Genomic DNA, 26,032 nt, shown 5'->3' on the forward strand with positions numbered 1-26,032 from the left:
TCGCGTTTGCTTTCTCTTCCTCCGGGTACTTAGATGTTTCAGTTCCCCGGGTGTGCCTGCCTATACCTATGTATTCAGTATAGGATACTGTTCCATTACGAACAGTGGGTTTCCCCATTCGGAAATCTCCGGGTCAAAGCCTACTTACGGCTCGCCGGAGCATATCGGTGTTAGTCCCGTCCTTCATCGGCTCCTAGTACCAAGGCATCCACCGTGCGCCCTTATTCACTTAACTATCTTCGTGAAAAGACGTTTACAATTTCAATTAGATGTCTTGTCATCAAATGTCTCATCGTTAGATGAAACAATGATTCCTTATCCAGTTTTCAAGGTTCACAAGTTGAAAGATCGTTTGATCTCTCAAAACTGAACAACCAACACAGTACGTTTCCGTAATATCCTTAGAAAGGAGGTGATCCAGCCGCACCTTCCGATACGGCTACCTTGTTACGACTTCACCCCAATCATTGGCCCCACCTTCGGCGGCTGGCTCCAAAAAGGTTACCTCACCGACTTCGGGTGTTGCCAACTCTCGTGGTGTGACGGGCGGTGTGTACAAGGCCCGGGAACGTATTCACCGCGGCATGCTGATCCGCGATTACTAGCGATTCCGGCTTCATGCAGGCGAGTTGCAGCCTGCAATCCGAACTGAGAATGGTTTTATGGGATTTGCTACACCTCGCGGCTTCGCTGCCCTTTGTACCATCCATTGTAGCACGTGTGTAGCCCAGGTCATAAGGGGCATGATGATTTGACGTCATCCCCGCCTTCCTCCGGTTTGTCACCGGCAGTCACCTTAGAGTGCCCAACTGAATGCTGGCAACTAAGATTAGGGGTTGCGCTCGTTGCGGGACTTAACCCAACATCTCACGACACGAGCTGACGACAACCATGCACCACCTGTCACTTGATCCCCGAAGGGAAAGTCCTATCTCTAGGATTGTCCAAGGATGTCAAGACCTGGTAAGGTTCTTCGCGTTGCTTCGAATTAAACCACATGCTCCACCGCTTGTGCGGGCCCCCGTCAATTCCTTTGAGTTTCAGCCTTGCGGCCGTACTCCCCAGGCGGAGTGCTTAATGCGTTAACTTCAGCACTAAGGGGTGGAAGCCCCCTAACACCTAGCACTCATCGTTTACGGCGTGGACTACCAGGGTATCTAATCCTGTTTGCTACCCACGCTTTCGCACCTCAGCGTCAGAAACAGACCAGAGAGTCGCCTTCGCCACTAGTGTTCCTCCACATATCTACGCATTTCACCGCTACACGTGGAATTCCACTCTCCTCTTCTGTCCTCAAGTTCCCCAGTTTCCAATGACCCTCCACGGTTGAGCCGTGGGCTTTCACATCAGACTTAAGGAACCGCCTGCGCGCGCTTTACGCCCAATAATTCCGGACAACGCTTGCCCCCTACGTATTACCGCGGCTGCTGGCACGTAGTTAGCCGGGGCTTCCTCGTTAGGTACCGTCAAGGTACCGCCCTGTTCGAACGGTACTTGTTCTTCCCTAACAACAGAACTTTACGATCCGAAGACCTTCATCGTTCACGCGGCGTTGCTCCGTCAGACTTTCGTCCATTGCGGAAGATTCCCTACTGCTGCCTCCCGTAGGAGTCTGGGCCGTGTCTCAGTCCCAGTGTGGCCGATCACCCTCTCAGGTCGGCTACGCATCGTCGCCTTGGTGAGCCGTTACCTCACCAACTAGCTAATGCGCCGCGGGCCCATCTGTAAGTGATAGCGAGAAGCCATCTTTCAACTTTCCTTCATGCGAAAGAAAGTATTACCCGGCATTAGCCCCGGTTTCCCGGGGTTATTCCGATCTTACAGGCAGGTTGCCCACGTGTTACTCACCCGTCCGCCGCTCGTTCCACGAGCTTCACCCCGAAGGGATCCACTCGCTTCCCGCGCTCGACTTGCATGTATTAGGCACGCCGCCAGCGTTCGTCCTGAGCCAGGATCAAACTCTCCATAAAAGTTAAGTTTGACTTGCTCATTTGCACACCGAATGTGCTTTGTTTCAAATCTCTTCTATAAAGAAGAAATGTTTTGACGTACTGGTTGGTTCGTTCAGTTTTCAAAGATCAAATGTTTTGTTCGCCGCTTAAAAACAGCGACTCAATCATTATATCGCGTTCGGTTGTTTGTGTCAACAACTTTTTGCAATTTATTTTTCTGTGAGCCGTTCGCGGCTTGCCACTCTCTTAATGCGACAAGTAATAATTTATCATGTCTGTTGTTTTGTGTCAACAACTTTTTTCATGATTTTGTTTAGCTCGTTGCCGCTCTCTTAATGCGACGCTTATTAATATAGCATGGTGTGAATTATCCCGTCAATAACTTTTTATAAAAAAGATCCCCTCTCCTGTTTCGAACTCAGAAGAGGGTTTCTTTTACTGATCTACATATTTTTCGACAGGCTTGTATCGTCTATGGAATATTTGCGGTCCCTTTGTATCTTGAGGTACAACTTCAATGACATCATGATCTACAAGATATTCAATCATTGAGGATAAGTCCAAAATGTATTCTTGTATTTCAGGATGCACTTTCAGCTCTCCAAATGACCAAGGCTCTTCTCTTTCACTCATAAGCTGCAGTAAATGCTGCGCACTCGCTCTGGATCTTTTACTAATTGAGTGTTCAACAGCCAGGATCATGAGCTGTATTCTTTTTTCTGTCGGTTCACCACTTTCAATAAGTTCCTGGTAAAGTTTATAGATTTCTGGTTCAATCCGCTTCACCTGGTTCCATACTGTCACTTCTGGATGGAACCCTTTTTCAATTATGGATAACCGTGCTAGATAATGGAGAGAGTTAACCATGCGACTATAAGAATCCAGATACTGCTTGGAATCATACAAATCTTTTGATTCGCTGTAACTACGAATCAACTTAGCAAATTCAATCGCCTTCTTTAAGTTGCGGGTTTGTTGTGGGAACTCCCGCAAATGTTCCTTCAGGATCGTTAGATACTCATTTCTCTCAAAAATGATGTTGCCGTTAATGACCCATTCTACAGCTCGACGATATGAACTTGTATCGATCCAATGCTGAAGAAGCTTTTCATCCACTATATGCATCGCTGCTGATTTATTTTCAAATTCATAATGTTTTACATACCATAATTCCTCCGCGTCCCTAACAATAATGAATAGAATAACATCAAAATTATCTGTTACAGGACTAATCGGTTTCTTCTTTTCTAATATAAGAATACCCAGTGTGTTACTTTGACTGGCTTTTTCTTGATAAATCGGGCGCAATAGATCTTCCATATTCTTTCCCCCACATTCAATTTCCCTTTCTTTGTGTTTATTCGCTATGTTTAGGCAAAATCCTTTTTTCCTATTATATTTGCCTGAAGAAAATATGCTATACTACGTGGTAGATAGTAAGGAGGGACCCTGAGTGGCGTTAAAATACAGCAGCAAAATCAATAAGATTCGTTCCTTTGCTTTCTGGCTGATCTTCCTTGGTATAGGAGTCATGTACATCGGATTGTTATTCAAGGATACGATGTGGGCAATGGCTACATTCATGATATTAGGCGTGGGTTTTGTCGGCCTCAGTACAGTTGTGTACTTCTGGATCGGGATGCTGTCCACGAAAACTGTACAGATTGTTTGTCCATCCTGTAAAAAACCGACCAAGATGCTCGGGCGTGTGGATGCGTGCATGCATTGTGATCAGCCACTGACGATGGACAAGTCTTTAGAAGGAAAAGATTTTGATGAGAAATACAATAAAAAACGGTATCAGAAGGAAACGCAAGGCCAGCAATAAATGACTGGTTAAAAGCGACTTCAATCAAAAAGCTCCACTGCAGATGCAGTGGAGCTTTTCTTTTATAGTTCAGCAATAAAAAACTGAAAGCCTAGCGCTTCCAGTTTTAGTGAGCGTTATTCGATTGGCATTCTGTGCACGTTCCATAGACTTCCATGCGATGATGACTTACATTAAATCCAGTCACCTGTTCAGCTAATGATTCCACTTCGTTCAAACTTGGATAGTGGAAGTCAACGATTTTACCGCATGATTCGCAAATCGCATGATAGTGATCACTTGTATTACAATCAAAGCGGCTTGAAGAATCACCGTAAGTAAGCTCCCGTACGAGTCCGATTTCTCTGAATACACGGAGATTGTTATAAACCGTAGCTACACTCATATTAGGAAATTTACTTTCTAAAGCTTTATAAATTTCATCAGCTGTTGGGTGAGTCATAGAATTCAGCAGGTATTCAAGCACCGCATGACGCTGTGGAGTAATTCGTACACCAGAGCCTTTCAGTGTATCAATGGCATCTTGGAGTCGATGGTCTGACACAGTCATGCACCTCGCTTTCATAAACTGATTCTTGATTTATAATATTATTAAATTAGAATCCTTACAATTAGTGTAACCTCTCCATTAAGGAATTGTCAATATAAAGCACTGCTCAAAAAGTTGGTTTATCATACATCCGGATCTAGAGGTGTCTCAGTTCCTCCAAGTTGATGATTCACATAACGAGCCGCTACGAAGAGAAAATCTGACAGTCGATTCAAATAAGACACCACTAACTGGTTATCTAATTCGTCTTCTAAAGCCACTGTTATCCTCTCTGCCCGGCGAACCACCGTACGAGCAAGGTGAAGAGCAGCAGATGCCTGATGCCCGGAAGGTAAGATGAAATTCTTCAAAGGCTCAAGTGACTGATCCCATTCATCAATTTGTTTTTCCAACTCATCAATATGCTCTTTTTTCAGTTTCCACATGACATCTTTCCCTTTAGGCGTAGCCAGTTCTGCTCCGACATGAAACAAGATCGTCTGGATTTTCTGGAAGGTTTGCAAAAAGGCTTCCTTTTCCGTCCACTCTTCATGATTCAAGTGGCTGAGAGCAAGACCGATCATTGAGTTCGCCTCATCACATGTGCCATACGCCTCTACTCGAATATCATTTTTAGCTACTCGTTGACCATATATTAAAGAAGTTTCCCCTTTATCCCCTGAACGTGTGTAAATTCTCATCCTTAATACCCCCGTTTTGGATCAATAATATTTCTTAATTCCCCTTCTCCACTTATAAAAACAGACAGGTTCTTTTCAAAGAGATCGAACCCTCTCGGAACATACTGAGGAGAGATTCCTGATAAGTGCGGTGTTACCGTTACATTTTCTTCCCGCCACAGCGGGTGGTCTTCAGGTAAGGGTTCCTCCTCAAAGACATCAAGCACAGCATGTGTAATTTCTTTTTGACGCACCGCATTCAGAATCACTTCTGTTGAAACTAAGTCCCCTCTTCCCATATTTAGAAAAATAGAGCGTTTAGGCATTTCTTTAAAGTGTTTCTCCTCAAGTAGATATCTAGTGCCCGGCGTACTCGGGAGCGCAGCTACAACGAAATCAGCTAGAGGAAGGACAAGTTCCAATTGTTGCACCGGGAAAGTCTGGTCGAAATTCGGCTTCTTTTTCCCTGACTTTGATACACCAATCGTTTTCATTTGAAAGGCTTTTGCTAAACGGGCGACTTCCTGCTGAATGGCTCCTGTTCCGAGGAGAATCATTGTCCGTCCGCTTATTTCATTCATTACGGGGCGTCGGCTCCATTCTGCTTTCACTTCTTGTTGCATGAGGGTCTTCGCTTTACGAGAGACTTGCAGCAACATGGAAATCGCGTACTCTGCCATAGGTTGTGCATGAATGCCCCTTACATTCGTCACGAGAATGTCTCTTTTGGCAATTTCTTCAAATGGCATTCTGTCCATTCCTGCAGATAACACCATAATCCATTTCAGTTTCTTGGCTGACTGAATCTTTTCTCTGTCCAAGTCTTCTCCATATGTAATGAAGACGTCCGCTTCCTCAAGATAGTATTTCGCTTCCCCCATTCCATGACAAAAAATGAAAGAAGCCTCGGGAAAACGCGTTTGAAGCCTCAGTTGGATTTCATCCGGGACTCTTTTTATGGCAGAAACAATCTTCATGAAATCAACTCCTTCCCCTTTTCTTCTATATTAGACGATAAAGAAACCATAGTCACTTGTAGACTATGGTTCGGTTGATTTTACGATAAGTTTTCTCTGATATACTCTAGAGCGGATTCGACGTGTCCTTGAACCTTAACTTTTCGGTACTCTTCTGCAAGTTTACCTTCTTTGTCGATGATAAAGGTGGAACGTTCGATGCCATAATATTCTTTTCCGAAGTTCTTCTTCAGTTTCCAAACACCAAACTGTTCAGCCACTTGATGATCCTCATCTGCAAGCAGAAGGAATGGCAGATCATGCTTGTTGATGAATTTTTCATGGGATTCGACTGGATCAGGGCTGACACCTAAGATGACGGCATCGAGATCTTCAAAGCTTTCGTGATGATCACGGAAATCACAAGCCTCCGTCGTGCAACCAGGAGTCATGTCTTTAGGGTAAAAATAAAGGACTACATTCTTCCCTTTATAATCAGAAAGGGACACGGATTCGCCGCTGTTTGCTGGTAGTGTGAAGTCTTGTACTTGTTTTCCTTTTTCAACTGTCATGGTAAGACCCTCCTAAATGGTTTCTACCACTTAGGTTACCTTAAAACTAGACAAACTTCCAACTTCAGCGTTCCTCTTTATGCTTCAACCAAACTTTAGCAACCAGAGCAGCCGGTAATGTATACCCCACCATCGCCTCGGTAATTGCAATCCATTTTCCAATCCCTACAGGTGTCAAATCACCATAGCCGACAGTAAATAAAGTCACACCGCTGAAATACACACTCCTTATCATCTCCTGGGTCCAGTTCTCCTGTAGGAATGGAGTGTCTGCCTTGTACACTTCTACCCCTTGAAGGATCAGCGCAGCATAGATTATCCCAAAGCCAACCATGACAATCGTATATAACATCATCACGGACACAAAGAGTTGAACAGAAAATATTTTGTGTTCGAATTCAAGGGAGTGAAAAATCTGTCTTAGGCTCACTCCAATTAGTGCGAGGGAAAGAGTAGAAATAATGATCGTAATCATAGATATGCCCCTTTTAAAACGAGTAAACAAGCCCTACTTGTTCATATGAATGCAAGGGGTCTTTTATGCCCTGCCTTTCAGCCGAACTGGTTGAAGGTCCATTTTTCAGACAAAACCGGGCGAACGCACAGCCCGCGGATGAAAGTCTGCATAAGATACAGTAAACAATGGAAAGGGGGAATTGTGAATGGGTTACGGATATGGCGGAGGCTTTGCGCTAATCGTTGTTCTTTTCATCCTTCTAATCATCGTTGGTGCAGCATTCCTATACTAAGAACAGCTCGCACTGAGCCCCATGTGCGCTCAGTGTAACTTTCCTCGTAATCGATCGGACTACTGTTTCAACGCTCTAGAGTGAAGGAACCTTTCAAAGAATGCTTTCCGGGTCCATGATCCGGGAAGCACCTTTGTAATATATGATGGACAAGCATGCTACAATAATCTGTGAAAAGGATTGTTTAGGAGGCAAATGATGAATTTCAATAAGTCGGAACACTTATATAATGAAGCAAAAGAACATATCGTCGGGGGCGTCAACTCTCCTTCCCGCGCGTATAAAGGCGTAGGCGGCGGAACTCCTGTTTATATGGACAGGGCTGAAGGGTCCCGTTTCTATGATGTCGACGGAAATGAATATATCGATTACTTAGGTGCATATGGCCCTATTATTACGGGACATGCTCACCCGCATATCACAGAAGCCATAACCACAGCTGCGCAGAATGGTGTACTATACGGAACCCCGACCGTTCTCGAAAACCGCTTTGCTAAAATGCTTAAAGATGCCATTCCTTCACTGGATAAAGTAAGGTTCGTCAATTCCGGTACAGAAGCAGTCATGACAACCATACGAGTTGCCCGCGCCTATACCGGAAGAAACAAAATCATTAAATTCGCCGGATGTTATCACGGTCACTCTGATTTAGTCCTCGTAGCTGCAGGTTCTGGTCCATCAACTTTAGGTACACCGGATTCCGCAGGTGTACCTGCATCGATTGCTCAGGATGTCATTACAGTTCCTTTTAATGATATCGAACCTTTCAAACAAGCGATTGAAAAATTCGGCGACGAAATTGCAGGTGTCCTTGTCGAACCAATAGTAGGAAACTTCGGAATCGTAGAACCTAAACCCGGTTTCCTGCAAGAAGTGAATAAACTGACTCACGATGCCGGAGCTCTTGTTATTTATGATGAAGTCATCACCGCTTTTCGTTTTACATACGGAAGTGCTCAGCAACTGTTAGATATAGAACCTGACATGACAGCGATGGGCAAAATCATCGGTGGCGGACTTCCGATTGGCGCATACGGTGGCCGTGCAGACATTATGGAACAAGTCGCTCCACTGGGACCAGCCTATCAGGCAGGGACGATGGCAGGGAATCCTGCTTCCATGTCTGCTGGAATTGCTTGTCTTGAGGTACTCCAGGAAGAAGGGGTATATGAGGAAATGGACAGGCTTGGCGAACGTTTAGAAGAAGGCATTCTAGCACATGCCGAAGATAACGGCGTACAAATTCAGATCAATCGCTTGAAAGGTGCTTTAACCGTATATTTCACGGATGAAAAAGTCGAAAATTATGAGCAGGCAGAGAATACGGATGGTGATCGATTCGCCCGCTTCTTCAAACTTATGCTCGCTGAAGGAATCAATCTCGCTCCATCGAAATACGAGGCATGGTTCCTGACCACCGCTCATACAGATGAAGATATCGATCAAACATTAAAAGCCGTCGAGAAAACCTTCCGAACCATGGCCAATGATTAGCCTGCCCCTCCCCTGTCCACCAGGGGAGATTTTTTCCGCTGTTTTTTCTGAATATTTTGTTGATTATATAAAATCTTCATGCTATTATATATACATAATTCTGAATATTCCCACGAATTATGATCTTTGTTTCATTTCTTTCCCTTTTCATAGGTTCCAGCTTAGGCTGGTTCCCCTTTGGCTTATGCGGATCGCGCATAAGCTTTTTCTTTTGTTTTCCTCCTTATGAAATGATGTATAATGGGAGCATCCGACTTTTCATTATGAGAGTCTCTTATGGGCGATTTTTGTTCATAAGATATTTTTACGTTTAAAGGATGATGTCTTCCATGAAATTAGGCGCACGTATGATGAAGACAGGGTTAGCTGTAGGGATTGCCCTTTATATTGGGCATTTGATCGGTTTCGTATCCCCTCTACTCGCTGCGATCGCTGTCGTCTTTTCCATTCAACCTTCCATTTATCGTTCCTATCAATCCATCATCGAGCAAGTACAAGGAAACACAATCGGTGCGTTGATTGCTATTGTTGCCGTCTTTACTCTCGGCAACGACCCATTCATCGTAGGGTTTGCAATCATCCTTGTCATTGGATTAACAACGACATTGAAAATGAACGAAAACACGATCGCTCTAGCGGTTGTTGCTGTCATTGCCCTAATGGACTCGACGGACCAAACCTTTTTATACTTCGCAGGTTCCAGGTTCACTTCCATGCTGCTCGGGATCCTTGCGGCATTTATCGTCAACCTTGTCTTTCTTCCACCACGATACGAAACAAGGCTGTTCACGAAAATTGACCGTGCGACCAATGATATTTTGCAATGGCTGAGAGTGACGACAAGGAATTTATCTGATGAACCAGCTCTTAAATATGAAATCACCAGAATTCAGGATGATATGCGTTGGGTTGACCATACCTATCTTCTCTACTCAGAAGAAAGAACGTATTTCAAAGGGAGTCATTTCTCTAAAGGGAGAAAAATGGTGCTTTTCCGTCAATTGATTACAACGACCAAAAAATCTTTCGATGTCCTGAAAGCTTTTTACAGGTTGGAACACAAAATTGAACAAATTCCAGAACAGTTTCAAGATGCTGTTGTACAAGAACTGGATAAACTGATCAACGCACATGAAAAATTAATTCTGAGTCTTAAAGGCCGCATTAAGAACACGCATAAACAATCATTAAGACGGATTGAAGAACCCGACATTCCTATGCTCGTTGAACGACTGATGAGCGTTTACGAAGAAAGCAACAATCCTGATAAACTGGTCTTCCTTCCCCTTGCCTCGCAATTGATGGAGTACCACTATCAGTTGGAGCGGCTCAAGAAGTTACTCAAAAGTTACCAGGCACACCATCAGGATGACTTTATCCAGACATCAGAAAAATAAAAAACACAAGCCGAGTATGTCAGACATACTCGGCTTCTTTTGTCTCCCATAAAAAATAGCTCAAGGTTTAAACCTTGAGCTATTGATTACGTCCCCATATATTCCTGTTTATGATCATCCAGTTCCTGCACTTGATACAGGTCATAATAATGACCTTGTTTCTTCATTAACTCCTGGTGAGAACCGACCTCTACGATTTCCCCGTTCTCAATGTGAACAATTCGGTCCGCATGAGTAATGGTAGAAAGTCTGTGAGCCACGATAAAGGTTGTCCGCTCAGAAGCCAAGCGTTCAAGAGCATTTTGAATAAGGTGCTCACTTTCCAAATCAAGAGCAGAAGTCGCTTCATCCAAAACGAGCAGCGGTGGGTTTTTCAAGAATACCCGCGCTATTGCGACCCTTTGCTTTTGCCCTCCAGATAATTTAACTCCTCTTTCACCGACTAACGTATCATAGCCGTTTGGAAGTTCCATGATGAAGTCATGGGCATTAGCTGCTTTAGCAGCCTCGATCATCTGTTCATCGGTAGCATCCGGGTTTCCCATTCTAATATTCATCGCAATGGATTCACTGAAGAGGATATTATCCTGAAGCACCATTCCGATGTTATCTCTGAGAGATCTGGCTTCAAAGTCTCTAATATCTGTTCCATCAATAGAGATGCTCCCTGCAGTGACATCATAGAAACGAGGGATTAAACTAATCAGCGTCGACTTTCCTCCTCCACTCATCCCGACAAAAGCGATGGTTTCGCCTTGTTTAATGTCCAGGTTGACATTTTTAAGGACAAGTGGGTCCTCTTCATCATATCTAAAGGAAACATCCTCTACTTTGACATCGCCTCTCACATGTTCCATTTTCTTTGCACCCGGTTTATCGACGATGTCATATTTTTCATCCACGAATTCAAAAACCCGATCCATGGAGGCGATGGATTGAGTAAGCACGGTCGCTGAATTGACGAGGCGGCGAAGCGGATTATACACCCGATCCATATAACCGACAAAAGCAACCATTGTACCGACGGTCAGGGAACCTGTAATGACTTGATACCCAGCGAAGGCAATGACTAATAATGGAGCTAGATCTGTAATTGTATTGGTCACAGAATAGGTGTAGGCATTCCAGTTGGTATGGGTGATCGCTTTATCAAGGAAGTTCTTATTCTTCACGTCAAACTGTTCCTGTTCATGATCCTCCAAAGCGAAACTCCTAGTTACAGGAACTCCCTGTACCCGCTCATGCAAATGCCCCTGTACTTCTGCAAGCGCCTGCGAACGATCGCGGGTAAGCTTTCGTAACCTCGCGTAAAAATATTTGACTGCAAATCCGTAAAAAGGAAACAAAGCAATAGATACCAACGTCAACCATGGGTCCATCGTCAACATGATAATGATCGCAATAACAATGGTGATCATATCAAGCCAAATGTTCATAAGGCCTGTAATGACGAAAGTTTTCGTCTGCTCCACATCATGAATAACGCGGGAGATGATTTCGCCCGTTTTCGTTCTAGAATAAAAGCGTAAACTTAAACGTTGGATATGGTCGAAAAGCTTCTCTCTAATATCATATAAAATGTTACTCCCAATCCATTGCGCCAAGTACTGCCTAATATATTCAATCGGCGGTCGCAAAATGAGGAAAATGAGAAACGCTCCTCCTAAAATGAGAAGCAATTGATCCAGTCGTTCCGCCTGAGTCATATCTTCCGCATTGATAATATCATCAATGACATATTTAATAATGAGCGGCATTAACAAAGGGATAGAGAATTTAACAATTCCAATAAGTACAGTGAAAATAATTTTCCCTTTGTAAGGCTGCACAAATCGTAAATACCTTTTTATACTGTCCAAAACAACACCTTCTTTCTAAACCTATCTAACAACAACGAAGCGCACTTTTTATAAGTGCGCAATCGGTCATTATCTATACGTTAAGTACCTTTCATACCACTGATCGATGAATTCCGGAGAAAACGGTCCTTTTCGCTGACGAATCCACCTGATTAAAATATCGATGTTGTTATAGAGGATACGATCCAACACATGAGGATAGTTCATCCGCATTTTATGAAGTTCATATTCGTCTTCATCAAGTATTTTATAGGTCATATCAGGGAAAATTTTCACGTCCAGGTCATAATCAATATATTTGATGGTTTCATCTTCATAAACGAAGGGAGAACTAATGTTGCAGTAGTAATATACTCCATCATTCCTTAACATACCGATAATGTTGAACCAATATTTAGAGTGGAAATAGCAGATGGCCGGTTCTCTGGTGATCCATCTTCTGCCATCACTTTCTGTTACTTCCGTACGGTCATTAGCTCCGATGATCACATGTCTTGTCCCTTTTAATATCGTGGTACTGTCCCAAACTCGGTGTAACTGCCCATTGTGCTTATAGCTCTGGATTTCTATCCGTTTACCTGCTTCTGGGCCGGGCATACAATCCCCCCTTCCCTTTCTATTCCATTTCACCTTCTACCTATTATAACGACAAATGAAGTGGATTGAAAACAATTGGACCAGAGACAGGAGTATCCACCATAACCACCCCCTTTTTCCAGAAAAGCTCCCTATAGTGGAAGACTCAGTATAGAGATGTTTCGGGGTTCGTTGCCAAGTTTGAGCTTCAGGGGTCGCTGGGAAGCTACTCGCTTTCCTGTGGGGGAGTGGCGAGCTTCCTCGGGCTAACGCCCTGCGGGATCTCGCCTATCTCCTTTCTCCCACGGGAGTCTCGCAGCTTCCCAACCACCCCATTCGATATGTACGTGAAACGAACCCCTTACCGAGTATAAGAATCTTTAACAAATCACGATCTATAGTCATAAAGCGCTCTATATTATGCTTTTTAATTTATATTTGGGGTGAATATGCATATTGCATCTCTTTCCTTGCAAGATAAAAGCTCCTTTTTCCGCAAGTGGTTTCGAGACACTTATAAAGGTAAGGGGCGGAGGGAAGGGGCGGAGGGAAACGGTGAGACTCCTACCTTAAGTGTGGAAGCGCCTCGATCAGCGGCGTATGGACTGGACTGAGCTGGCGGAGATAAAGGAAACACGGAGAGCGTAGCGATTCGATGTTGACTTATCCTACAGAAGCGAGGGAAGTCTCACTAGCCGCTAGGCGCCGGAACCGGATAACCAAAAGGACGTGTGGGACAGGTGAGACCCCAAAGGACGAAGTCCGAGGAGGCTCACCGCCCGCCCCATGGAAAGCGAGCTGTTTCCCGGATCCCCTAAATCCACACAAACACCTCGAAATCGAGTCTTCCACAATCCTGCCGTATAGTTGAATAACATGAAAAAAAGTATGTAAATAAAAGAAGCCGCCCGCTAAAGGGGCGACTTCTTCAATCGGGGGATTGATACAGGCTAAAAGGCAGCCTGGCCAACCTACCAACCACTCAGGTTATTTTTTCTTAGCCTGAGATTTTTGGTTCTGCTGCTGTACGTGCTGCGCGTCAGTTTGTTGAGCGAATTCAGCACCGTATTGGGATTTCCCTTGTGCAGCTTGTTGGTTTTGTTGTTTCACGTGGTTAACGTCTGTACCAGCTGCTGTTTTGTTTTGTTTCGGTTGCTTAGCCATGTTTATCACCTCCGCAAAAATTATTGTGTACAGGAGGTGGTCGTTTCATTCCAAAAAACAAAAATTTTTATATAAAAAAACCGCTCCTCGTATTGGGAACGGTTTTAAAATTAATGGGATAATCTCTTCGTACCGATATAACGTTGACTCCAGTAGTTGCTGGACAATGAACTAATTTCAACACCATTTGTAGACCCAGTGTGGATGAAACTGTTATTACCTACATAAATCCCGGCATGGGAAGCACCTGGCTTATAGGTTTCAAAAAACACAAGATCTCCTACCTGACGATTTGAACCACTTACAGCATCCATTCTGCTATCCGCATAGATCGATGCTACCGTACGCGGTATACTTATCCCTTCTTGAGCAAATACGTATTGAAGGAAACCACTGCAATCGAAACCTGCCGGGCTTGTACCTCCCCAGTGATAGGGTGTTCCTATATGCTTTTTCGCCTCGGCTATTAAACCTGTGCTCGAATTCGTATCATTTTTTGTAGAAGTATGTGTTGGAGAAGAAGTGACTTCACCCGAAATCTTTAATTGTTGACCAGAATAAATCACATTGCTGGATAGGTCATTCAGACTCTTAAGATGAGAGACAGACATTCCATATTTTGTAGCAATTAACCATAGGGAATCTCCACTCTTCACAGTATATGTATCTTTGGCTTCTTGTTTAGATTCGGACTTCTGTTCATCAGCTGTTTCTTTTTGATCAGGAGCGGATGGTTTTGTATGACCCGCTTCTCCTGTCACCGTTAATTTTTGCCCGGAATAAATGACGTCACTTGTCAATCCGTTCAATTCTTTCAACTTTGACACAGACACACCATAACGAGTAGCAATGGCCCATAGAGAATCTCCGCTCTTCACTTTATAAGTAGTAGTTGAAACGGTTTCTGTCTTTTCTGAATGTGATTTAGGTGCATCATCAGATCCTTTTTCGACGACCAGGGTTTGTCCTACACGAATAAGGTTTGAGTCAAGTTTGTTCCATGTTTTAATCTCGGATACGGAGGCATCATACTTCGTGCTGATCCTCCACAACGTTTCCCCGGATTTCACCTTATGTAATTCATCAGCAAAAACGGAACTTCCCCACAATGACGCTCCAATCAAAGACCCACAGACAGCGGTGACCACTTTTGTTTTATTCATCTATAAAACCCTCTCATATGTATGGCATTAGTCAAAATGGATAATCGTTATGTTCTATTACTTATTATTCATAAACGACACTGAATTGTAAATAGTCTAAAACTTCAGCAAACGAAGGCGTTTTTTGTCTAATCCTTGTCACATAAAGGGCGGGATAGTTACGTTACATTTACATTACAAGTTTGTTACGTTTCATCAGGTGACTATTTACATGTATGAGGAGGTCAGATGTACATAAAGTATCTAGGAAGGAGGATGGAATGCAATGTATGTGGGACGAGATTTATCCGCTTTATCTATGGAACCAAAACAAGAGTGGCAGGAAAAAGAGCTTGGTTACTTTCACTATGCTCTTTCACAGTCTTCTCCGTATTTGAACTCAGAAGGAATTACCCTGTTACGTGAAATCAATGAGGAGATTAAGCGCCGCGGTGGCTTGGAGCAGCAAGAAGCTACTTGGACCACCGGCACTCATCCTGTCATCGATTAATATGAGGGTGGGCTTTTTGATGGGATACCGGAAATGGAAAGTCATCCATGTCTTCAGGTGCAATGAATTTTGCGCGCTCATGGTCAAGCGTTCCTTCTTTTACAGTAACCTTGATGACTTCCATTTCCCATATCAAATGGGAAAATACATGCTTGATGTGATCTACGGATTCTCCAACTTCTACTTTCAAACCATATTCACCATAAAACCAATGCTCAACCGCGTCATGACCCACGTCTTCAAGAGGGACCATTGGGTACTGCCATAAGGAAGCGAGCAGACCCATGTCCGGTCTTTGCTCGATCAGGACCTCCCCCTTTTCATTTTCCACGAGAAGCAGCAAATATGGAGATTTTTTCTGTTTCTTTTTAGAAGCTTTAACTGGGAGCTCTGTTTCTACTCCTTCATCGAAAGCTCTGCAGTGTTCCTGAACTGGACACAGCATGCAGGAAGGGGTTTTAGGTGTACATACCAGGGCTCCAAGTTCCATCAATCCCTGATTAAAAGAAGAGGGATCCTCTTCTGATATCAATTCACTCACAAGCTCTTCAAAAAGCTTCCTCGTACTTTGTTTGCTAATGTCATCTTCAACATAAAGAATTCTTGATAAGACTCTCATCACATTCCCGTCGACCGCTGGTTCTGGTATATCGTAGGCAATACTTAAGATAGCCCCTCGCGTATAGGGGCCTACGCCTTTGAGGCTGCCTAATTCTTCAGCATCAGCTGGAACAACTCCCCCGTATTCTGAAACAACCTCTTTCACAGCGTTTTGCAAATTTCGCGCACGGGAATAGTATCCTAAGCCTTCCCACGCTTTCAAGACCTCCTGTTCATCTGCCTGAGCTAAAGCGTCAGGTGTAGGAAACTTATCCATAAAATGATTAAAATAGGGAATGACCGTATCAACACGTGTTTGTTGGAGCATAATTTCTGATACCCACACCCGGTAAGGATCTTGATTTTCCCGCCAAGGGAGAATCCGCTGCTCTTCTTTAAACCAATGAATGAGGTCCTTTCTGTAGGATTCCTTGTCGAAGTTATTTAAAATATGTTTAACTCTTTCAGCTCTTTTCATCTTTCTTCACCCTTCGTGATAAACTACTGTTGAAACGTCCGACCTGCCAAAGGAGGTATGAAACTTGGATACAGGCACACATGTCGTCATGGGCGTCGCATTAGGGGGCCTGGCCACGCTTGATCCCGTTGTCAATGCAGACCCTGAGCTTTTTAATGCGGTTCTTATCGGAACAATGATTGGCTCACAGGCGCCCGATTCAGACACGGTACTGAAATTGAGAAATAATGCAGTCTACATCCGGCACCACCGGGGCATCACACATTCTATTCCTGCTGTGATTCTTTGGGGGATCAGCATCCCCAGCATCATTTATCTGTTCACTCCTGAGGTAAACTTTGTGCACCTTTGGCTTTGGACTTTTCTTGCTGTCATACTACATGTGTTCGTTGATATATTTAATGCTTATGGTACCCAAGCGTATCGTCCTATTACAAAAAGATGGGTAGCTTATGGGTTTATCAATACATTCGACCCCTATATTTTCACCCTGCATATTGCAGGCATTGTCGCATGGAATTTAGGGGCAAACCCTGGAACTTTATGGCTGATCTTATATTTTGTCATCGCTCTCTATTACCTGAAAAGGTACTTTGACAAAAGAGAACTTGTTCGTCTGATTCATGAAAACATCAAGGACGTCAAACAGATTGCGACCTCTCCTACCATGAAGCAGAATGTTTGGAGAATTGCGATCACTACTCCTACTCATTATTACGTAGGAAGGGCAGAGAATGGTCATTTAACTATCCTTGATACATTCACCAATAAACCGATCGATTATGATGATCCGGTCATTCAAAAAGCTTTAACCGATCATAACATCAAAGCCTTTTTATCCTTTTCCCCTGTGTATAGGTACGAAATGAGCTACTATGATGAGTACACAGAAGTGAGGTTCATTGATCTCCGCTATCGCTCACGGGGACGTTACCCGTTTGTTGCACTGGCTCAAATTGACGATGAGCATGGAGACAATTTAAAAATTCTTAATTCCTATACAGGATGGGTGTTTACAGAAGAGAAGCTGCAAAACAAAGTAAGCCCGATGTGAAAGGGATCGTTAGTGTAAGGAGAACATAAAGAAGGAGTCTCTCAAGATGAGAGGCTCCTTTTTAAACCATGCGCTTTTTTAATGAAGATACCCTTTTTTCTCAAGCATTTCTTTGTATTTGGGATTTGTTGCTACAAACTCATGAAGCTTCGGGCCGTAATGTTGAATCCACTGCAAAACGATCTGTTCTGTGACTTGTTTCCCTTGATAATCATGACCGGCCTTTGCTCGCGTTGATTCAAAATCCTCCCATAAAAGTTCCACCCATGTGCGCGCCTCATCTATTGTCAGCTCCGGATTCTTCTCGTATAATCTTTCAGCTAACCGCTGGTATATTTCATTCATGTGACCACTCCATATTTGGCAATGTTTACACTGCCATTGTAACACATACGGACTCTAAGAAGGTACATACTAATACTGTCTCTCCATAGAGACTCATGAGGAGGATGACTGATGCGTAATAAGGCAAAGAATTTCCCTAATGTAAAAATGACGCACTCACCAGATGACCAAAGCGAATATCTCGCGAAGCGTCCAAACGGTACGATCAATAGTAAACCTCAAGAAAGAGCGGCTAGATCGAGACACCGTGACGTCAACGATGTAGGGAGGAATTACCATGGGTAAACGTAATTTCAAATCAAAAGCCTCTACCAACTATTCACACCGCAGCATCAAACATTTGAGCAGTCGTGTGAATGGGGAAACAGAACAAACGCAAGCAGACCAAATCACTGAAATCCAAATGCGTAAACGCAACTAAAAATACCGGGCACGTTTAAACGTGCCCGGCTCCTTTATTCTTAAACCACTTTTTGCCCTAACATAGAAATCGGCAGAGCTTCTTCTTCATCGCTGGCTTTCACACCTTTTCTAGTTTTCCTGTATCCCCAGGCAAACACACCGTTCATATATTCAATATAAAACAAATGCTCGGGATCACTTTCTACTTCGTATGTTTCCCCCGCCTTAAAATCACCTGGATTCATCATGTAGGATCTAGCCATAATGATTTTTCGTTCATGAACAGCAAATTCATTTACCATCCCTAATTGTTCCGCCTTTTGCGCTTTTTCCGTCAACTCCGCAATCTCAGAACGTAACTCTTCTTGTGTATATTCACTATATCTTTTTTCCATGTTGTAACCTCCTCTATTCGAGCTCTCTTTACATTCTAGCAGGGTTTGTTCACAATGAATATAAAGCAACACAGATAAGGAGAGATGAGGATGAAGAATGTTTGGATTACTGGAGCCGGAACAGGCTTAGGACGTGCTCTTGCTCGGATTTACGCAAAAAACGATTATAAGGTCTTCCTCTCTGGAAGAACAGCAGAGCACTTACAGGTCACTCAAAACGAGATCCTAAACGAAGGTGGAAAAGCAGAGGTTATTATATGCGATGTAACGGAGCAATCATCCATTCGAGAGGCTGTTAAACAAATCGATTCCTTACATGTATTGATCAACAACGCTGGGATCGGGCATTTCGGAGAGCTTTCCTCCTATACCGAAGAAAATATAGATCAACTGCTCAACACTAACGTCAAAGGGACGGTTCTGACCACACAGCTTGCTGTTCCAATGTTAGAAACTACAGGAGGCCGTGTATTGAACATCATCTCAACCGCTGGTCTACGTGGGAAGAAGAACGAAAGTATATACTGTGCAAGTAAGTTTGCTGTACGCGGATTTACTGAGAGCCTGCATAAAGAATGGGAGGGCTCCCCATTGACCGCGACCGCCGTGTATATGGGTGGTATGAACACCCCATTCTGGAGCGAAACAGACCATGTGGGAAATCCAGAAAGACTAAAAGGGCCAGAAGTTGTAGCTGAGCAAATCTTTGCAGAAGATGACGGTAGAAACGAGATCTTCATCGATCGCTAATTGTAAAGAGGATAAACTCGAATTCATATAAGTATCGTGCGGCTGTTTCGCGCGATACTTTTTTTGGTGCAAATTCTCATGCTCTTTAGTGCGACTCGCTTAACATTTAGCGCGGTTCGTTTATCCTTTGGCGCGATTCGTTTATCCGCACAAAAAAAGGCTTGCCTTATAGGCAAGCCCTTTTTTTCTTGAAGAAATTACTCTCCAAGACCTTCTTCTTTTGCTTTAGCTACTACAGCTTCTACAGCTTCCGCTTCGTCAGAACCTTCCGCTTTGAACGTTACTTCTGCCCCGTTTGGAATCCCAAGGGACATTACGCCCATGATGGACTTCATGTTAACAGATTTACCTTTGTACTCGATGTTTACATCGGATTGGTATTTTCCTGCTACTTGTACAAGTGCTGTTGCTGGACGTGCGTGCACACCGTCAGCTGCTGTAATTTTCATTGTTTGTTCTGCCATGTTAAACTCTCCTCTTTATTCAGTAATTTCAATGATGTCTGGATCATTGTGATTGACTTGACCTGATGCCTTAATATTTACAGACTGACCTTCTTGAAGGTTCGTAAAGACAATTGGCGTTACGATTGATGGAGCATTTTCTTTTACGAAATCCAGATCCACTTCCATCAATGCCTGACCTTGCTTAACTTCGTCTCCTTCAGAAATCTTCGCTGTAAATCCTTCCCCTTTCAATCCGACCGTATCAATTCCGATGTGGATCAGGATTTCCATGCCGTTCTCAGCTTCGAGGCCAATGGCATGTTTTGTAGGGAATACATTTAAGACTTTACCATTAATCGGTGAAACAATATTACCATCTTCCGGCTCAATTGCAAAGCCATCACCCATCATCTTACCAGAGAATACTTGATCCGGAACTTCAGTGATTGGCATGATCTTTCCTTTGATCGGACTTACAAATTTCAGTTCACCTTCAGTGACCGGTGCTTCTGCAGCTTTTTCAGCGTTCTTCATTTCAGAAGCATCTTCTCTTGATCTAGGTGTTTTACCATCCATGATATCTTGCATTTGGCCACGCAAGGTATCAGAAACTGGTCCGAAGATAGCCTGAATGTTGTTCCCGACTTCCATTACACCGGAAGCGCCAAGTTTTTTCAAGCGGTTTTTGTTTACATCGTTTTTATCATTCACAGAGACACGTAGACGTGTGATACATGCATCCAGGTGGGCGATGTTCTTTTGTCCACCCATCGCTTCAAGAATTTCAAATGGAAGATCTCCGACTTCGCCGTCTTCTTCTGCATCTTCTGCTTCATCTTCACGTCCAGGTGTCGCCAGGTTGAACTTGAGGATCGCCCAGCGGAATCCGAAGTAGTAAACCACAGAGAATACGAGACCAACGATGATGACCCACCACCAGTCGGTACGGTTTGGAAGAACACCGAACAGAATAAAGTCAATCAGACCACCAGAGAATGTCTGTCCGATTTTAACTCCAAGAATCTCCATAATCATAAAGGAGAAACCAGCAAATACAGCATGAATCGCGAACAATAGTGGTGCTACGAATAGGAATGAGAATTCAATTGGTTCTGTAATACCTGTCAAGAAAGAAGTCAAGGCTGCAGAAGCCATGATTCCTCCGACCACTTTTTTACGTTCAGGTTTTGCTGTGTGATAAATCGCAAGTGCAGCAGCTGGAAGACCGAACATCATGAATGGGAATTTACCTACCATGAATGTTCCGGCAGTGAATTCAACACCGTCTCTCAACTGTTCGAAGAAAATCGTCTGGTCACCACGGATCACTTCACCGGCAGCATTAGTGTAAGAACCAAATTCAAACCAGAATGGTGAATAGAAAATGTGGTGCAGGCCAAACGGAATCAAGGAACGCTCAATCAAACCAAAGAAGAAAGCGGAAATGGTTTGGTTCCCTTCCAACATCAAGTGGGAAAGAGCATTCAATCCTGTTTGAGCAAATGGCCAGACCCAAAGCATGATAATCCCTAAGAAAAGGGATGTAAAAGCAGTGATAATTGGCACGAAACGCTTCCCGGCAAAGAACCCGAGAAATTGCGGCAATTCGATATTGAAGAACCGGTTATAGAGAGAAGCGGCCAAAATACCGACAATAATACCACCAAACACTCCCGTTTGAAGCGTCGGTATACCGAGGACTTCGGCATAGGCAGGATCTGAGGTCATGTCGGCGTCAACATTTCCTAGTACCCCCATAACCACGTTCATGATCAAATAACCAATGATGGCAGCAAGACCCGCTACCCCGTCTCCTTTCGCTAATCCGATGGCAACACCGACAGCGAAGAGCAACGGTAAATTCGCAAAGACAATTCCCCCGGCTTCAGCCATTACTTGCAGCAATGTTTGAACCCAAGGTGTTCCGAAGAATGGCACTTTATCAACAAAGTTGTCTTGAGCAAAGCTTGTACCAAAAGCTAGAAGAATACCAGCCGCAGGCAAAAGTGCGACAGGAGTCATCAAAGCTTTACCGACTTTTTGCAATGTGCCGAAAGCATTCTTGAACATTATGTTTTCCTCCTTTTTATTTGTGACGCAAGCCTCTGGCCCCATAAAATCCATTTGTCAGAAAAATAAAACGTTTTCAACAAAAAGGGAACGATAAGCGTCCAATTAAGGACGCCGATTATGGATAATAGCTCGACCTGCTATTCAGCAGGACAATAAAAAAGCATGAGCACAAGAGGTGAGTGGGCTCCATAAGGATAGTCCTATCCCTATGATAACCACTTCACCTTCATGTACTCATGCCTGATCGTGTCAGTAACACGTACGTTTTAGGTTTTATGGGTTAAACGCTGCAAATGGATCGTCAAATAAATCGCTTCCGACTCATCTACAGGTTTATTCAGTTGCCGTTGCATCACTTTTATCAGTTTCCATGCTAGATTATAGCACACAGGATATTCTTCTTTCAACATGTTAGCTAAACGAATTTCATCTCCCACGTTTTCATCCTGGTAAACCCGATCAATAGCCCTGTGCAAATGCTGAACAAGCCTATGGTAGTCCACACTCTTTTTATCTATTTGAACGTCCATCGTATCCTCAACCAGCTTAACAAGATGTGTGATGAGCTGGTTATGACGGTTGAGTTCCCTTAATGTCTTGTCTGTTACCGCACTATGAATATGGAGAGCGATGAACCCTACCTCTCCTTCCGGAAATTGAATACCCATTTTATCGTAGATCATCGTCACGACTTCCATCGCGATTTGATATTCCTTCGGATAAAGGGATTCAATTTCAAGTAAGAATGGGTTTGAGAACTGAAGGTCCTTTTTTGCTCGATTGATAGCAAAAGCAAGGTGATCCGTCAGCGCAACGTGAATGTGCTGGTTGAGCTCTTGTCCCATCCGCGATTCAACGTGATGGAGGATATCACTCATGAAGTCAATCAAATTTTCGTCGATGTATGGCAATAAACTCACATATTGCTCTTTTTCCTGTTCATTACTCAGCAAAAATGTCTTGTCGGCTTTTTCGGAAGAAATTTCGTCTCCCTTTTTCCGGTTATAACCGATTCCTTTCCCAATTAATACCACTTCTTCATAAGTTGGGTGGGAAGCAATGACTACATTATTATTGAGCACTTTTTTTATCTTTATCTGCTTTTCCATAATGGTCCCCCACTTAAATAACACTAAAAGCGTTTTCAATCATCTCATAACTTCTATCCTATATTTGATTTGTTTTTTTTACAAGTGGCAGGCTAAGGAATAAGCTTTCCTCTTTGTGTGAAAGCGATTACGTCGTGTACAATCATTTAGGTGCTGGGAAACGACCTGCACGGAGAGGAGATGAATCAATGATTAAACTATTTGTCACAGACCTTGATGGTACCCTTCTTGGAGAAGATCATTATATTAAAAACGAAGATATTGATGCATTGAAGCGATTGGTGGAAGAGGGCCCGCCTCTTGCTGTCGCCTCCGGCCGTATGGACCATGAGATTATCGAGGTTCTAAAGCGCGTAGGTGTAAATGGTCATCGCGTCAGTCAAAATGGAGCGTTTGTGTTCAACGATGAAGATACACAGATCCACGCCAAAACATTTGAATCCGAACTAGCTCAACGAATTATTCAGACGATCGACCAAGAACCGATGATAAAAACAGTCTCTACAGCAGATGAAACGTTCACGAAAGAATCGAACGCCTTCGTGGATATGATTTCTGAGCAGATGTTTCACGAAATCATCGTCAAACCTGAATTGAATGAACAGGTCGGCCAAACGATTATCCCTTCAAAAATCGCGTTGCACGGGAAGGAAGCCGATGTCATGAAAGCTGCTGAAAGAATTAAAGAGACGTTCGGAGAGGAAATTGACAGCTTCATCTCTCATGAAACATGTGTCGATATGATGCCTAAATCGATCAACAAACAAAGCGGTCTCAGGCAGTTAATTGAAGGTCTCGGCATTCAACCTGATGAAATCGCATGTGTCGGAGATTCTTTTAATGACTTGAGCATGTTTGAAATGACTCCATACAGCTATGCCATGTCTACGGCTCATGATCAGGTGAAGGAAAAAGCAAGTGCAGTTGTCGATCATGTGCATGAGGCAATTGAGAACTTGGATAAAAAAGGACTGTTGAGCAAAAAAGAACAAGCGGCTGACGTTTAAGTCAGACGGCTTGTTCTTTTTTTATTCCTTTATATTTTCGTCAATAAAACGGTCAATGAGATCAAATGTGAAACCTTTTCTGTAAAGACCAGACTTAACTTTCTGCTTCAACTCATACCCTTCAGCTTTGGACTGAAATTTGCGAAGCAGTTTTTCCCCCTGATAGACGACCGCTTCCCATTCTGCGTCCTTATCCTCATCTTCCGGTAAATTAGCAATCACTTCCTGGATAACGTCTCCCTGGAACCCTTTTTGCATCAGCGTCTGCTGTACATTTTGAACTTGCTGACGGAAAGATTTCCGACCATCATTCCTCAGTTTCTTTTCAGCAAATTTCATAGCTTTTTCAAATTGCTTATCAAAAGAATAATGCGTGATAGCTTCATCCGCTTTCACTGCAGCTACCCCTTTATCCAATAATTCTTTTTTCAATAGGAGCGGTCCTTTGCTCGAAGTCATGATGCGTGTCCTCACAAGGGAATTCGCGAACTCCTGATCATCCAATAACCGTTCCTTGTTTAACCGTGAAATGATCTCTTCAATATGCTCAGGATCGGTCTCTTTGTCTTTTAAATAATCCCGGATCTCTTTTTCTGAGCGCATACGATAGCTTAAATAATTGATTGCAAGGGTATAGGATTTGTGAAGAGTATCGGTCTGAATCAGCGCGTTAATCAGTGACTCATCAAGTTCCATGTTTTTTTGGAGACGATATTTCACAAGTACGTCTTCATCGACACTGAATCCGTACTCTTCCCCCTTCCCTTTATCCAGGAAGATATTGTATCGACTTTTATGTTTTTTCTGTGTGGTAATTTTCGTAAGTTTAGCCATCCGCTTCACCTCTTTGACCATATTTTATCATGAATTCGGCTGGCGTATCGTCAAACCGAACCAAATGGAGTAAACTATTGACAACCTCACGCAGACAGGAGGAATAAACATGAACATCGCCATTTCAGGAGGTACTGGTTTTGTTGGTACCCAATTAAAAGAAAAGCTCGTACAAGAAGGGCATGACGTGTACATATTGACACGGAGTCCAAAGAAGTACAAAGACACGGATCAAGTGACTTATGTCGGTTGGTTGAAAGAGGAATTCCATCCAGAACAAGAACTCCCTGTTCTTGATGCCATTGTAAACTTAGCAGGAGAATCATTGAATAGTGGACGTTGGACAGAGGAAAGAAAGCAGTCCATATTGGAAAGTAGAATCAAATCGACAGAAGGCGTATTGGATTTAATCGATGCACTTCCGGAAAAACCAGAGGTGCTCGTTAACGCTTCTGCTGTAGGGTATTACGGCCAATCAAAAACCAAAACATTCACAGAAGAAACCACTGAACCCGGAAATGATTTTCTAGCAAATGTCGTGGAGGAATGGGAGGCACGCGCGTCACAAGCAGCCGATAAAGGAGTTCGCACGGTTTATGTCCGCTTCGGCATTATATTAGGGGAAGAAGGCGCGCTCCCGAAAATGATTCTTCCCTATAAAATGATGATTGGCGGCAATTTAGGGTCAGGAGAACAATGGATGTCCTGGATCCATATCGCTGATGTGGTCGGAATTGTTCATTTTGCAATCGAAAATAACAATATTCACGGCCCTTTAAACGGGACAGCGCCCAACCCGAAAAGAAATAAAGATTTTGGGCAGACACTTGGAGAGGTGCTGAATCGCCCCCATTGGATTACAGCTCCTTCCTTTGCTCTTAAAGCGGCACTAGGTGATATGAGTACTCTTCTTTTAGATGGACAATGTGTCATCCCTAAAAAAACGATGGCCTCTGGGTACACCTTTCATTATCCGGAACTTCAACCGGCCCTATCCTCCATCTTAAATAAATAGACGATGTTAAACCTGGGTGGTGATTATTCATATATGTAATGCTTATCAGTCGTCTGGTGAATCATTACGTATGAACATTTTATAGCGGTATGAGAATAATAAGATCCCCTGAACA

28 protein-coding genes and 2 rRNA genes (1 of these 30 cut by a window edge) are annotated in these 26,032 nt (G+C 43.4%); 11 read left to right on the forward strand and 19 right to left on the reverse strand.

Going from position 1 to position 26,032, the window contains the following annotated elements; all coding sequences use genetic code 11:
- The 3 genes from ACQ4XT_RS00385 to ACQ4XT_RS00395 all read right to left on the reverse strand — a co-directional run.
- Positions 1–235, reverse strand: a 23S ribosomal RNA gene (locus ACQ4XT_RS00385) (it extends 2,681 nt beyond the left edge of the window).
- 170 nt (positions 236–405) lie between these two features.
- Positions 406–1,970, reverse strand: a 16S ribosomal RNA gene (locus tag ACQ4XT_RS00390).
- Together the 16S and 23S rRNA genes form the textbook arrangement of a ribosomal RNA operon.
- Positions 1,971–2,387: 417 nt before the next feature.
- Positions 2,388–3,272: a nucleotidyltransferase-like protein gene (locus tag ACQ4XT_RS00395; RefSeq protein WP_446852011.1), complete on the reverse strand. Its 885-nt coding sequence runs from the start codon at positions 3,270–3,272 to the stop codon at positions 2,388–2,390.
- Between the two features lie 133 nt (positions 3,273–3,405).
- On the opposite strand from ACQ4XT_RS00395, the gene ACQ4XT_RS00400 reads away from it, so the two are divergent.
- Entirely contained in the window at positions 3,406–3,780 is a 375-nt protein-coding gene (locus ACQ4XT_RS00400) for a YgzB family protein (protein ID WP_446852012.1), read from the forward strand.
- Between the two features lie 106 nt (positions 3,781–3,886).
- On the opposite strand, the gene perR is transcribed toward ACQ4XT_RS00400, so the two are convergent.
- From perR to ACQ4XT_RS00425, 5 genes are all read right to left on the reverse strand, one after another.
- Entirely contained in the window at positions 3,887–4,330 is a 444-nt protein-coding gene (gene perR / locus ACQ4XT_RS00405; RefSeq protein ID WP_089653921.1) for a peroxide-responsive transcriptional repressor PerR, read from the reverse strand.
- Between the two features lie 122 nt (positions 4,331–4,452).
- Positions 4,453–5,010: a cob(I)yrinic acid a,c-diamide adenosyltransferase gene (locus ACQ4XT_RS00410; protein WP_446852013.1), complete on the reverse strand. Its 558-nt coding sequence runs from the start codon at positions 5,008–5,010 to the stop codon at positions 4,453–4,455.
- Positions 5,011–5,012: 2 nt separating this feature from the next.
- Positions 5,013–5,966: a D-2-hydroxyacid dehydrogenase gene (locus ACQ4XT_RS00415; RefSeq protein ID WP_446852014.1), complete on the reverse strand. Its 954-nt coding sequence runs from the start codon at positions 5,964–5,966 to the stop codon at positions 5,013–5,015.
- An 80-nt stretch (positions 5,967–6,046) separates the two neighbouring features.
- Positions 6,047–6,517, reverse strand: coding sequence for a thioredoxin-dependent thiol peroxidase (bcp, locus tag ACQ4XT_RS00420; RefSeq protein WP_089653776.1), 471 nt, complete (start codon positions 6,515–6,517; stop codon positions 6,047–6,049).
- A 64-nt stretch (positions 6,518–6,581) separates the two neighbouring features.
- Positions 6,582–6,992, reverse strand: a complete 411-nt coding sequence (locus ACQ4XT_RS00425) for a potassium channel family protein (RefSeq protein ID WP_446852015.1) — start codon at positions 6,990–6,992, stop codon at positions 6,582–6,584.
- A 187-nt stretch (positions 6,993–7,179) separates the two neighbouring features.
- Between ACQ4XT_RS00425 and ACQ4XT_RS00430 the strand changes: the two genes are divergently transcribed.
- From ACQ4XT_RS00430 to ACQ4XT_RS00440, 3 genes are all read left to right on the forward strand, one after another.
- Positions 7,180–7,266 carry a YjcZ family sporulation protein gene (locus tag ACQ4XT_RS00430; protein WP_085030712.1) on the forward strand — a complete coding sequence of 29 codons (87 nt, stop codon included), beginning with the start codon at positions 7,180–7,182 and terminating at the stop codon, positions 7,264–7,266.
- A 198-nt stretch (positions 7,267–7,464) separates the two neighbouring features.
- Positions 7,465–8,760 (forward strand): glutamate-1-semialdehyde 2,1-aminomutase, encoded by a 1,296-nt coding sequence (locus tag ACQ4XT_RS00435; protein WP_446852016.1) that lies wholly within the window; start codon positions 7,465–7,467, stop codon positions 8,758–8,760.
- Positions 8,761–9,089: 329 nt separating this feature from the next.
- A complete protein-coding gene (locus ACQ4XT_RS00440; RefSeq protein WP_446852017.1) occupies positions 9,090–10,157 on the forward strand; it encodes an FUSC family protein in 1,068 nt (355 codons plus the stop codon).
- 86 nt (positions 10,158–10,243) lie between these two features.
- On the opposite strand, the gene ACQ4XT_RS00445 is transcribed toward ACQ4XT_RS00440, so the two are convergent.
- The 4 genes from ACQ4XT_RS00445 to ACQ4XT_RS00460 all read right to left on the reverse strand — a co-directional run bounded on the left by ACQ4XT_RS00445 (position 10,244) and on the right by ACQ4XT_RS00460 (position 14,919).
- Positions 10,244–12,016 carry an ABC transporter ATP-binding protein gene (locus tag ACQ4XT_RS00445; protein WP_446852018.1) on the reverse strand — a complete coding sequence of 591 codons (1,773 nt, stop codon included), beginning with the start codon at positions 12,014–12,016 and terminating at the stop codon, positions 10,244–10,246.
- A 69-nt stretch (positions 12,017–12,085) separates the two neighbouring features.
- Positions 12,086–12,613: a nucleoside tri-diphosphate phosphatase gene (gene ntdP / locus ACQ4XT_RS00450; RefSeq protein WP_446852019.1), complete on the reverse strand. Its 528-nt coding sequence runs from the start codon at positions 12,611–12,613 to the stop codon at positions 12,086–12,088.
- Between the two features lie 966 nt (positions 12,614–13,579).
- The gene (locus ACQ4XT_RS00455; protein ID WP_089653790.1) at positions 13,580–13,756 is read right to left on the reverse strand and encodes a gamma-type small acid-soluble spore protein; all 177 of its coding nucleotides are present in this window, start codon (positions 13,754–13,756) and stop codon (positions 13,580–13,582) included.
- Positions 13,757–13,866: 110 nt separating this feature from the next.
- A complete protein-coding gene (locus ACQ4XT_RS00460; RefSeq protein ID WP_446852020.1) occupies positions 13,867–14,919 on the reverse strand; it encodes a C40 family peptidase in 1,053 nt (350 codons plus the stop codon).
- Between the two features lie 265 nt (positions 14,920–15,184).
- Here ACQ4XT_RS00460 and yfhS point away from each other — a divergent pair, with 265 nt between their 5' ends.
- Positions 15,185–15,409 (forward strand): mother cell protein YfhS, encoded by a 225-nt coding sequence (gene yfhS / locus ACQ4XT_RS00465; protein WP_446852021.1) that lies wholly within the window; start codon positions 15,185–15,187, stop codon positions 15,407–15,409.
- On the opposite strand, the gene mutY is transcribed toward yfhS, so the two are convergent.
- Complete coding sequence (mutY, locus tag ACQ4XT_RS00470) at positions 15,399–16,487, reverse strand: A/G-specific adenine glycosylase (RefSeq protein WP_446852022.1); 1,089 nt, start codon at positions 16,485–16,487, stop codon at positions 15,399–15,401. The genes yfhS and mutY overlap by 11 nt on opposite strands.
- A gap of 64 nt (positions 16,488–16,551) precedes the next feature.
- Here mutY and ACQ4XT_RS00475 point away from each other — a divergent pair, with 64 nt between their 5' ends.
- On the forward strand, positions 16,552–17,541 hold the full coding sequence (locus ACQ4XT_RS00475) for a metal-dependent hydrolase (RefSeq protein ID WP_446852023.1): 990 nt from the start codon (positions 16,552–16,554) through the stop codon (positions 17,539–17,541).
- 78 nt (positions 17,542–17,619) lie between these two features.
- On the opposite strand, the gene ACQ4XT_RS00480 is transcribed toward ACQ4XT_RS00475, so the two are convergent.
- Positions 17,620–17,886 carry a YfhJ family protein gene (locus ACQ4XT_RS00480; RefSeq protein ID WP_446852024.1) on the reverse strand — a complete coding sequence of 89 codons (267 nt, stop codon included), beginning with the start codon at positions 17,884–17,886 and terminating at the stop codon, positions 17,620–17,622.
- Positions 17,887–17,997: 111 nt separating this feature from the next.
- Here ACQ4XT_RS00480 and sspK point away from each other — a divergent pair, with 111 nt between their 5' ends.
- Positions 17,998–18,171 (forward strand): small acid-soluble spore protein K, encoded by a 174-nt coding sequence (gene sspK / locus ACQ4XT_RS00485; RefSeq protein WP_446852025.1) that lies wholly within the window; start codon positions 17,998–18,000, stop codon positions 18,169–18,171.
- Positions 18,164–18,307: a YpzG family protein gene (locus tag ACQ4XT_RS00490; protein ID WP_226587603.1), complete on the forward strand. Its 144-nt coding sequence runs from the start codon at positions 18,164–18,166 to the stop codon at positions 18,305–18,307. Before sspK ends, ACQ4XT_RS00490 begins: the two co-directional genes overlap by 8 nt.
- Positions 18,308–18,347: 40 nt before the next feature.
- Here ACQ4XT_RS00490 and ACQ4XT_RS00495 read toward each other — a convergent pair whose 3' ends face one another.
- Positions 18,348–18,683: a YfhH family protein gene (locus ACQ4XT_RS00495; RefSeq protein WP_446852026.1), complete on the reverse strand. Its 336-nt coding sequence runs from the start codon at positions 18,681–18,683 to the stop codon at positions 18,348–18,350.
- A 90-nt stretch (positions 18,684–18,773) separates the two neighbouring features.
- On the opposite strand from ACQ4XT_RS00495, the gene ACQ4XT_RS00500 reads away from it, so the two are divergent.
- Positions 18,774–19,433: an SDR family NAD(P)-dependent oxidoreductase gene (locus ACQ4XT_RS00500; RefSeq protein ID WP_446852027.1), complete on the forward strand. Its 660-nt coding sequence runs from the start codon at positions 18,774–18,776 to the stop codon at positions 19,431–19,433.
- A gap of 197 nt (positions 19,434–19,630) precedes the next feature.
- On the opposite strand, the gene ACQ4XT_RS00505 is transcribed toward ACQ4XT_RS00500, so the two are convergent.
- The 3 genes from ACQ4XT_RS00505 to glcT form a co-directional block, all read right to left on the reverse strand.
- Entirely contained in the window at positions 19,631–19,897 is a 267-nt protein-coding gene (locus ACQ4XT_RS00505) for a phosphocarrier protein HPr (RefSeq protein ID WP_089653809.1), read from the reverse strand.
- A gap of 15 nt (positions 19,898–19,912) precedes the next feature.
- Positions 19,913–21,949: a glucose-specific PTS transporter subunit IIBC gene (ptsG, locus tag ACQ4XT_RS00510; RefSeq protein WP_446852028.1), complete on the reverse strand. Its 2,037-nt coding sequence runs from the start codon at positions 21,947–21,949 to the stop codon at positions 19,913–19,915.
- Between the two features lie 269 nt (positions 21,950–22,218).
- On the reverse strand, positions 22,219–23,061 hold the full coding sequence (gene glcT / locus ACQ4XT_RS00515; protein WP_446852029.1) for a glucose PTS transporter transcription antiterminator GlcT: 843 nt from the start codon (positions 23,059–23,061) through the stop codon (positions 22,219–22,221).
- A gap of 188 nt (positions 23,062–23,249) precedes the next feature.
- Here glcT and ACQ4XT_RS00520 point away from each other — a divergent pair, with 188 nt between their 5' ends.
- On the forward strand, positions 23,250–24,068 hold the full coding sequence (locus tag ACQ4XT_RS00520) for an HAD family hydrolase (RefSeq protein WP_446852030.1): 819 nt from the start codon (positions 23,250–23,252) through the stop codon (positions 24,066–24,068).
- Positions 24,069–24,089: 21 nt separating this feature from the next.
- On the opposite strand, the gene recX is transcribed toward ACQ4XT_RS00520, so the two are convergent.
- Positions 24,090–24,902, reverse strand: coding sequence for a recombination regulator RecX (gene recX / locus ACQ4XT_RS00525; protein WP_446852031.1), 813 nt, complete (start codon positions 24,900–24,902; stop codon positions 24,090–24,092).
- Positions 24,903–25,011: 109 nt separating this feature from the next.
- Between recX and ACQ4XT_RS00530 the strand changes: the two genes are divergently transcribed.
- A complete protein-coding gene (locus ACQ4XT_RS00530) occupies positions 25,012–25,917 on the forward strand; it encodes a TIGR01777 family oxidoreductase (RefSeq protein WP_446852032.1) in 906 nt (301 codons plus the stop codon).
- Positions 25,918–26,032: the final 115 nt, after the last annotated feature.

The organism is Halobacillus sp. 12SKB (assembly GCF_052941655.1).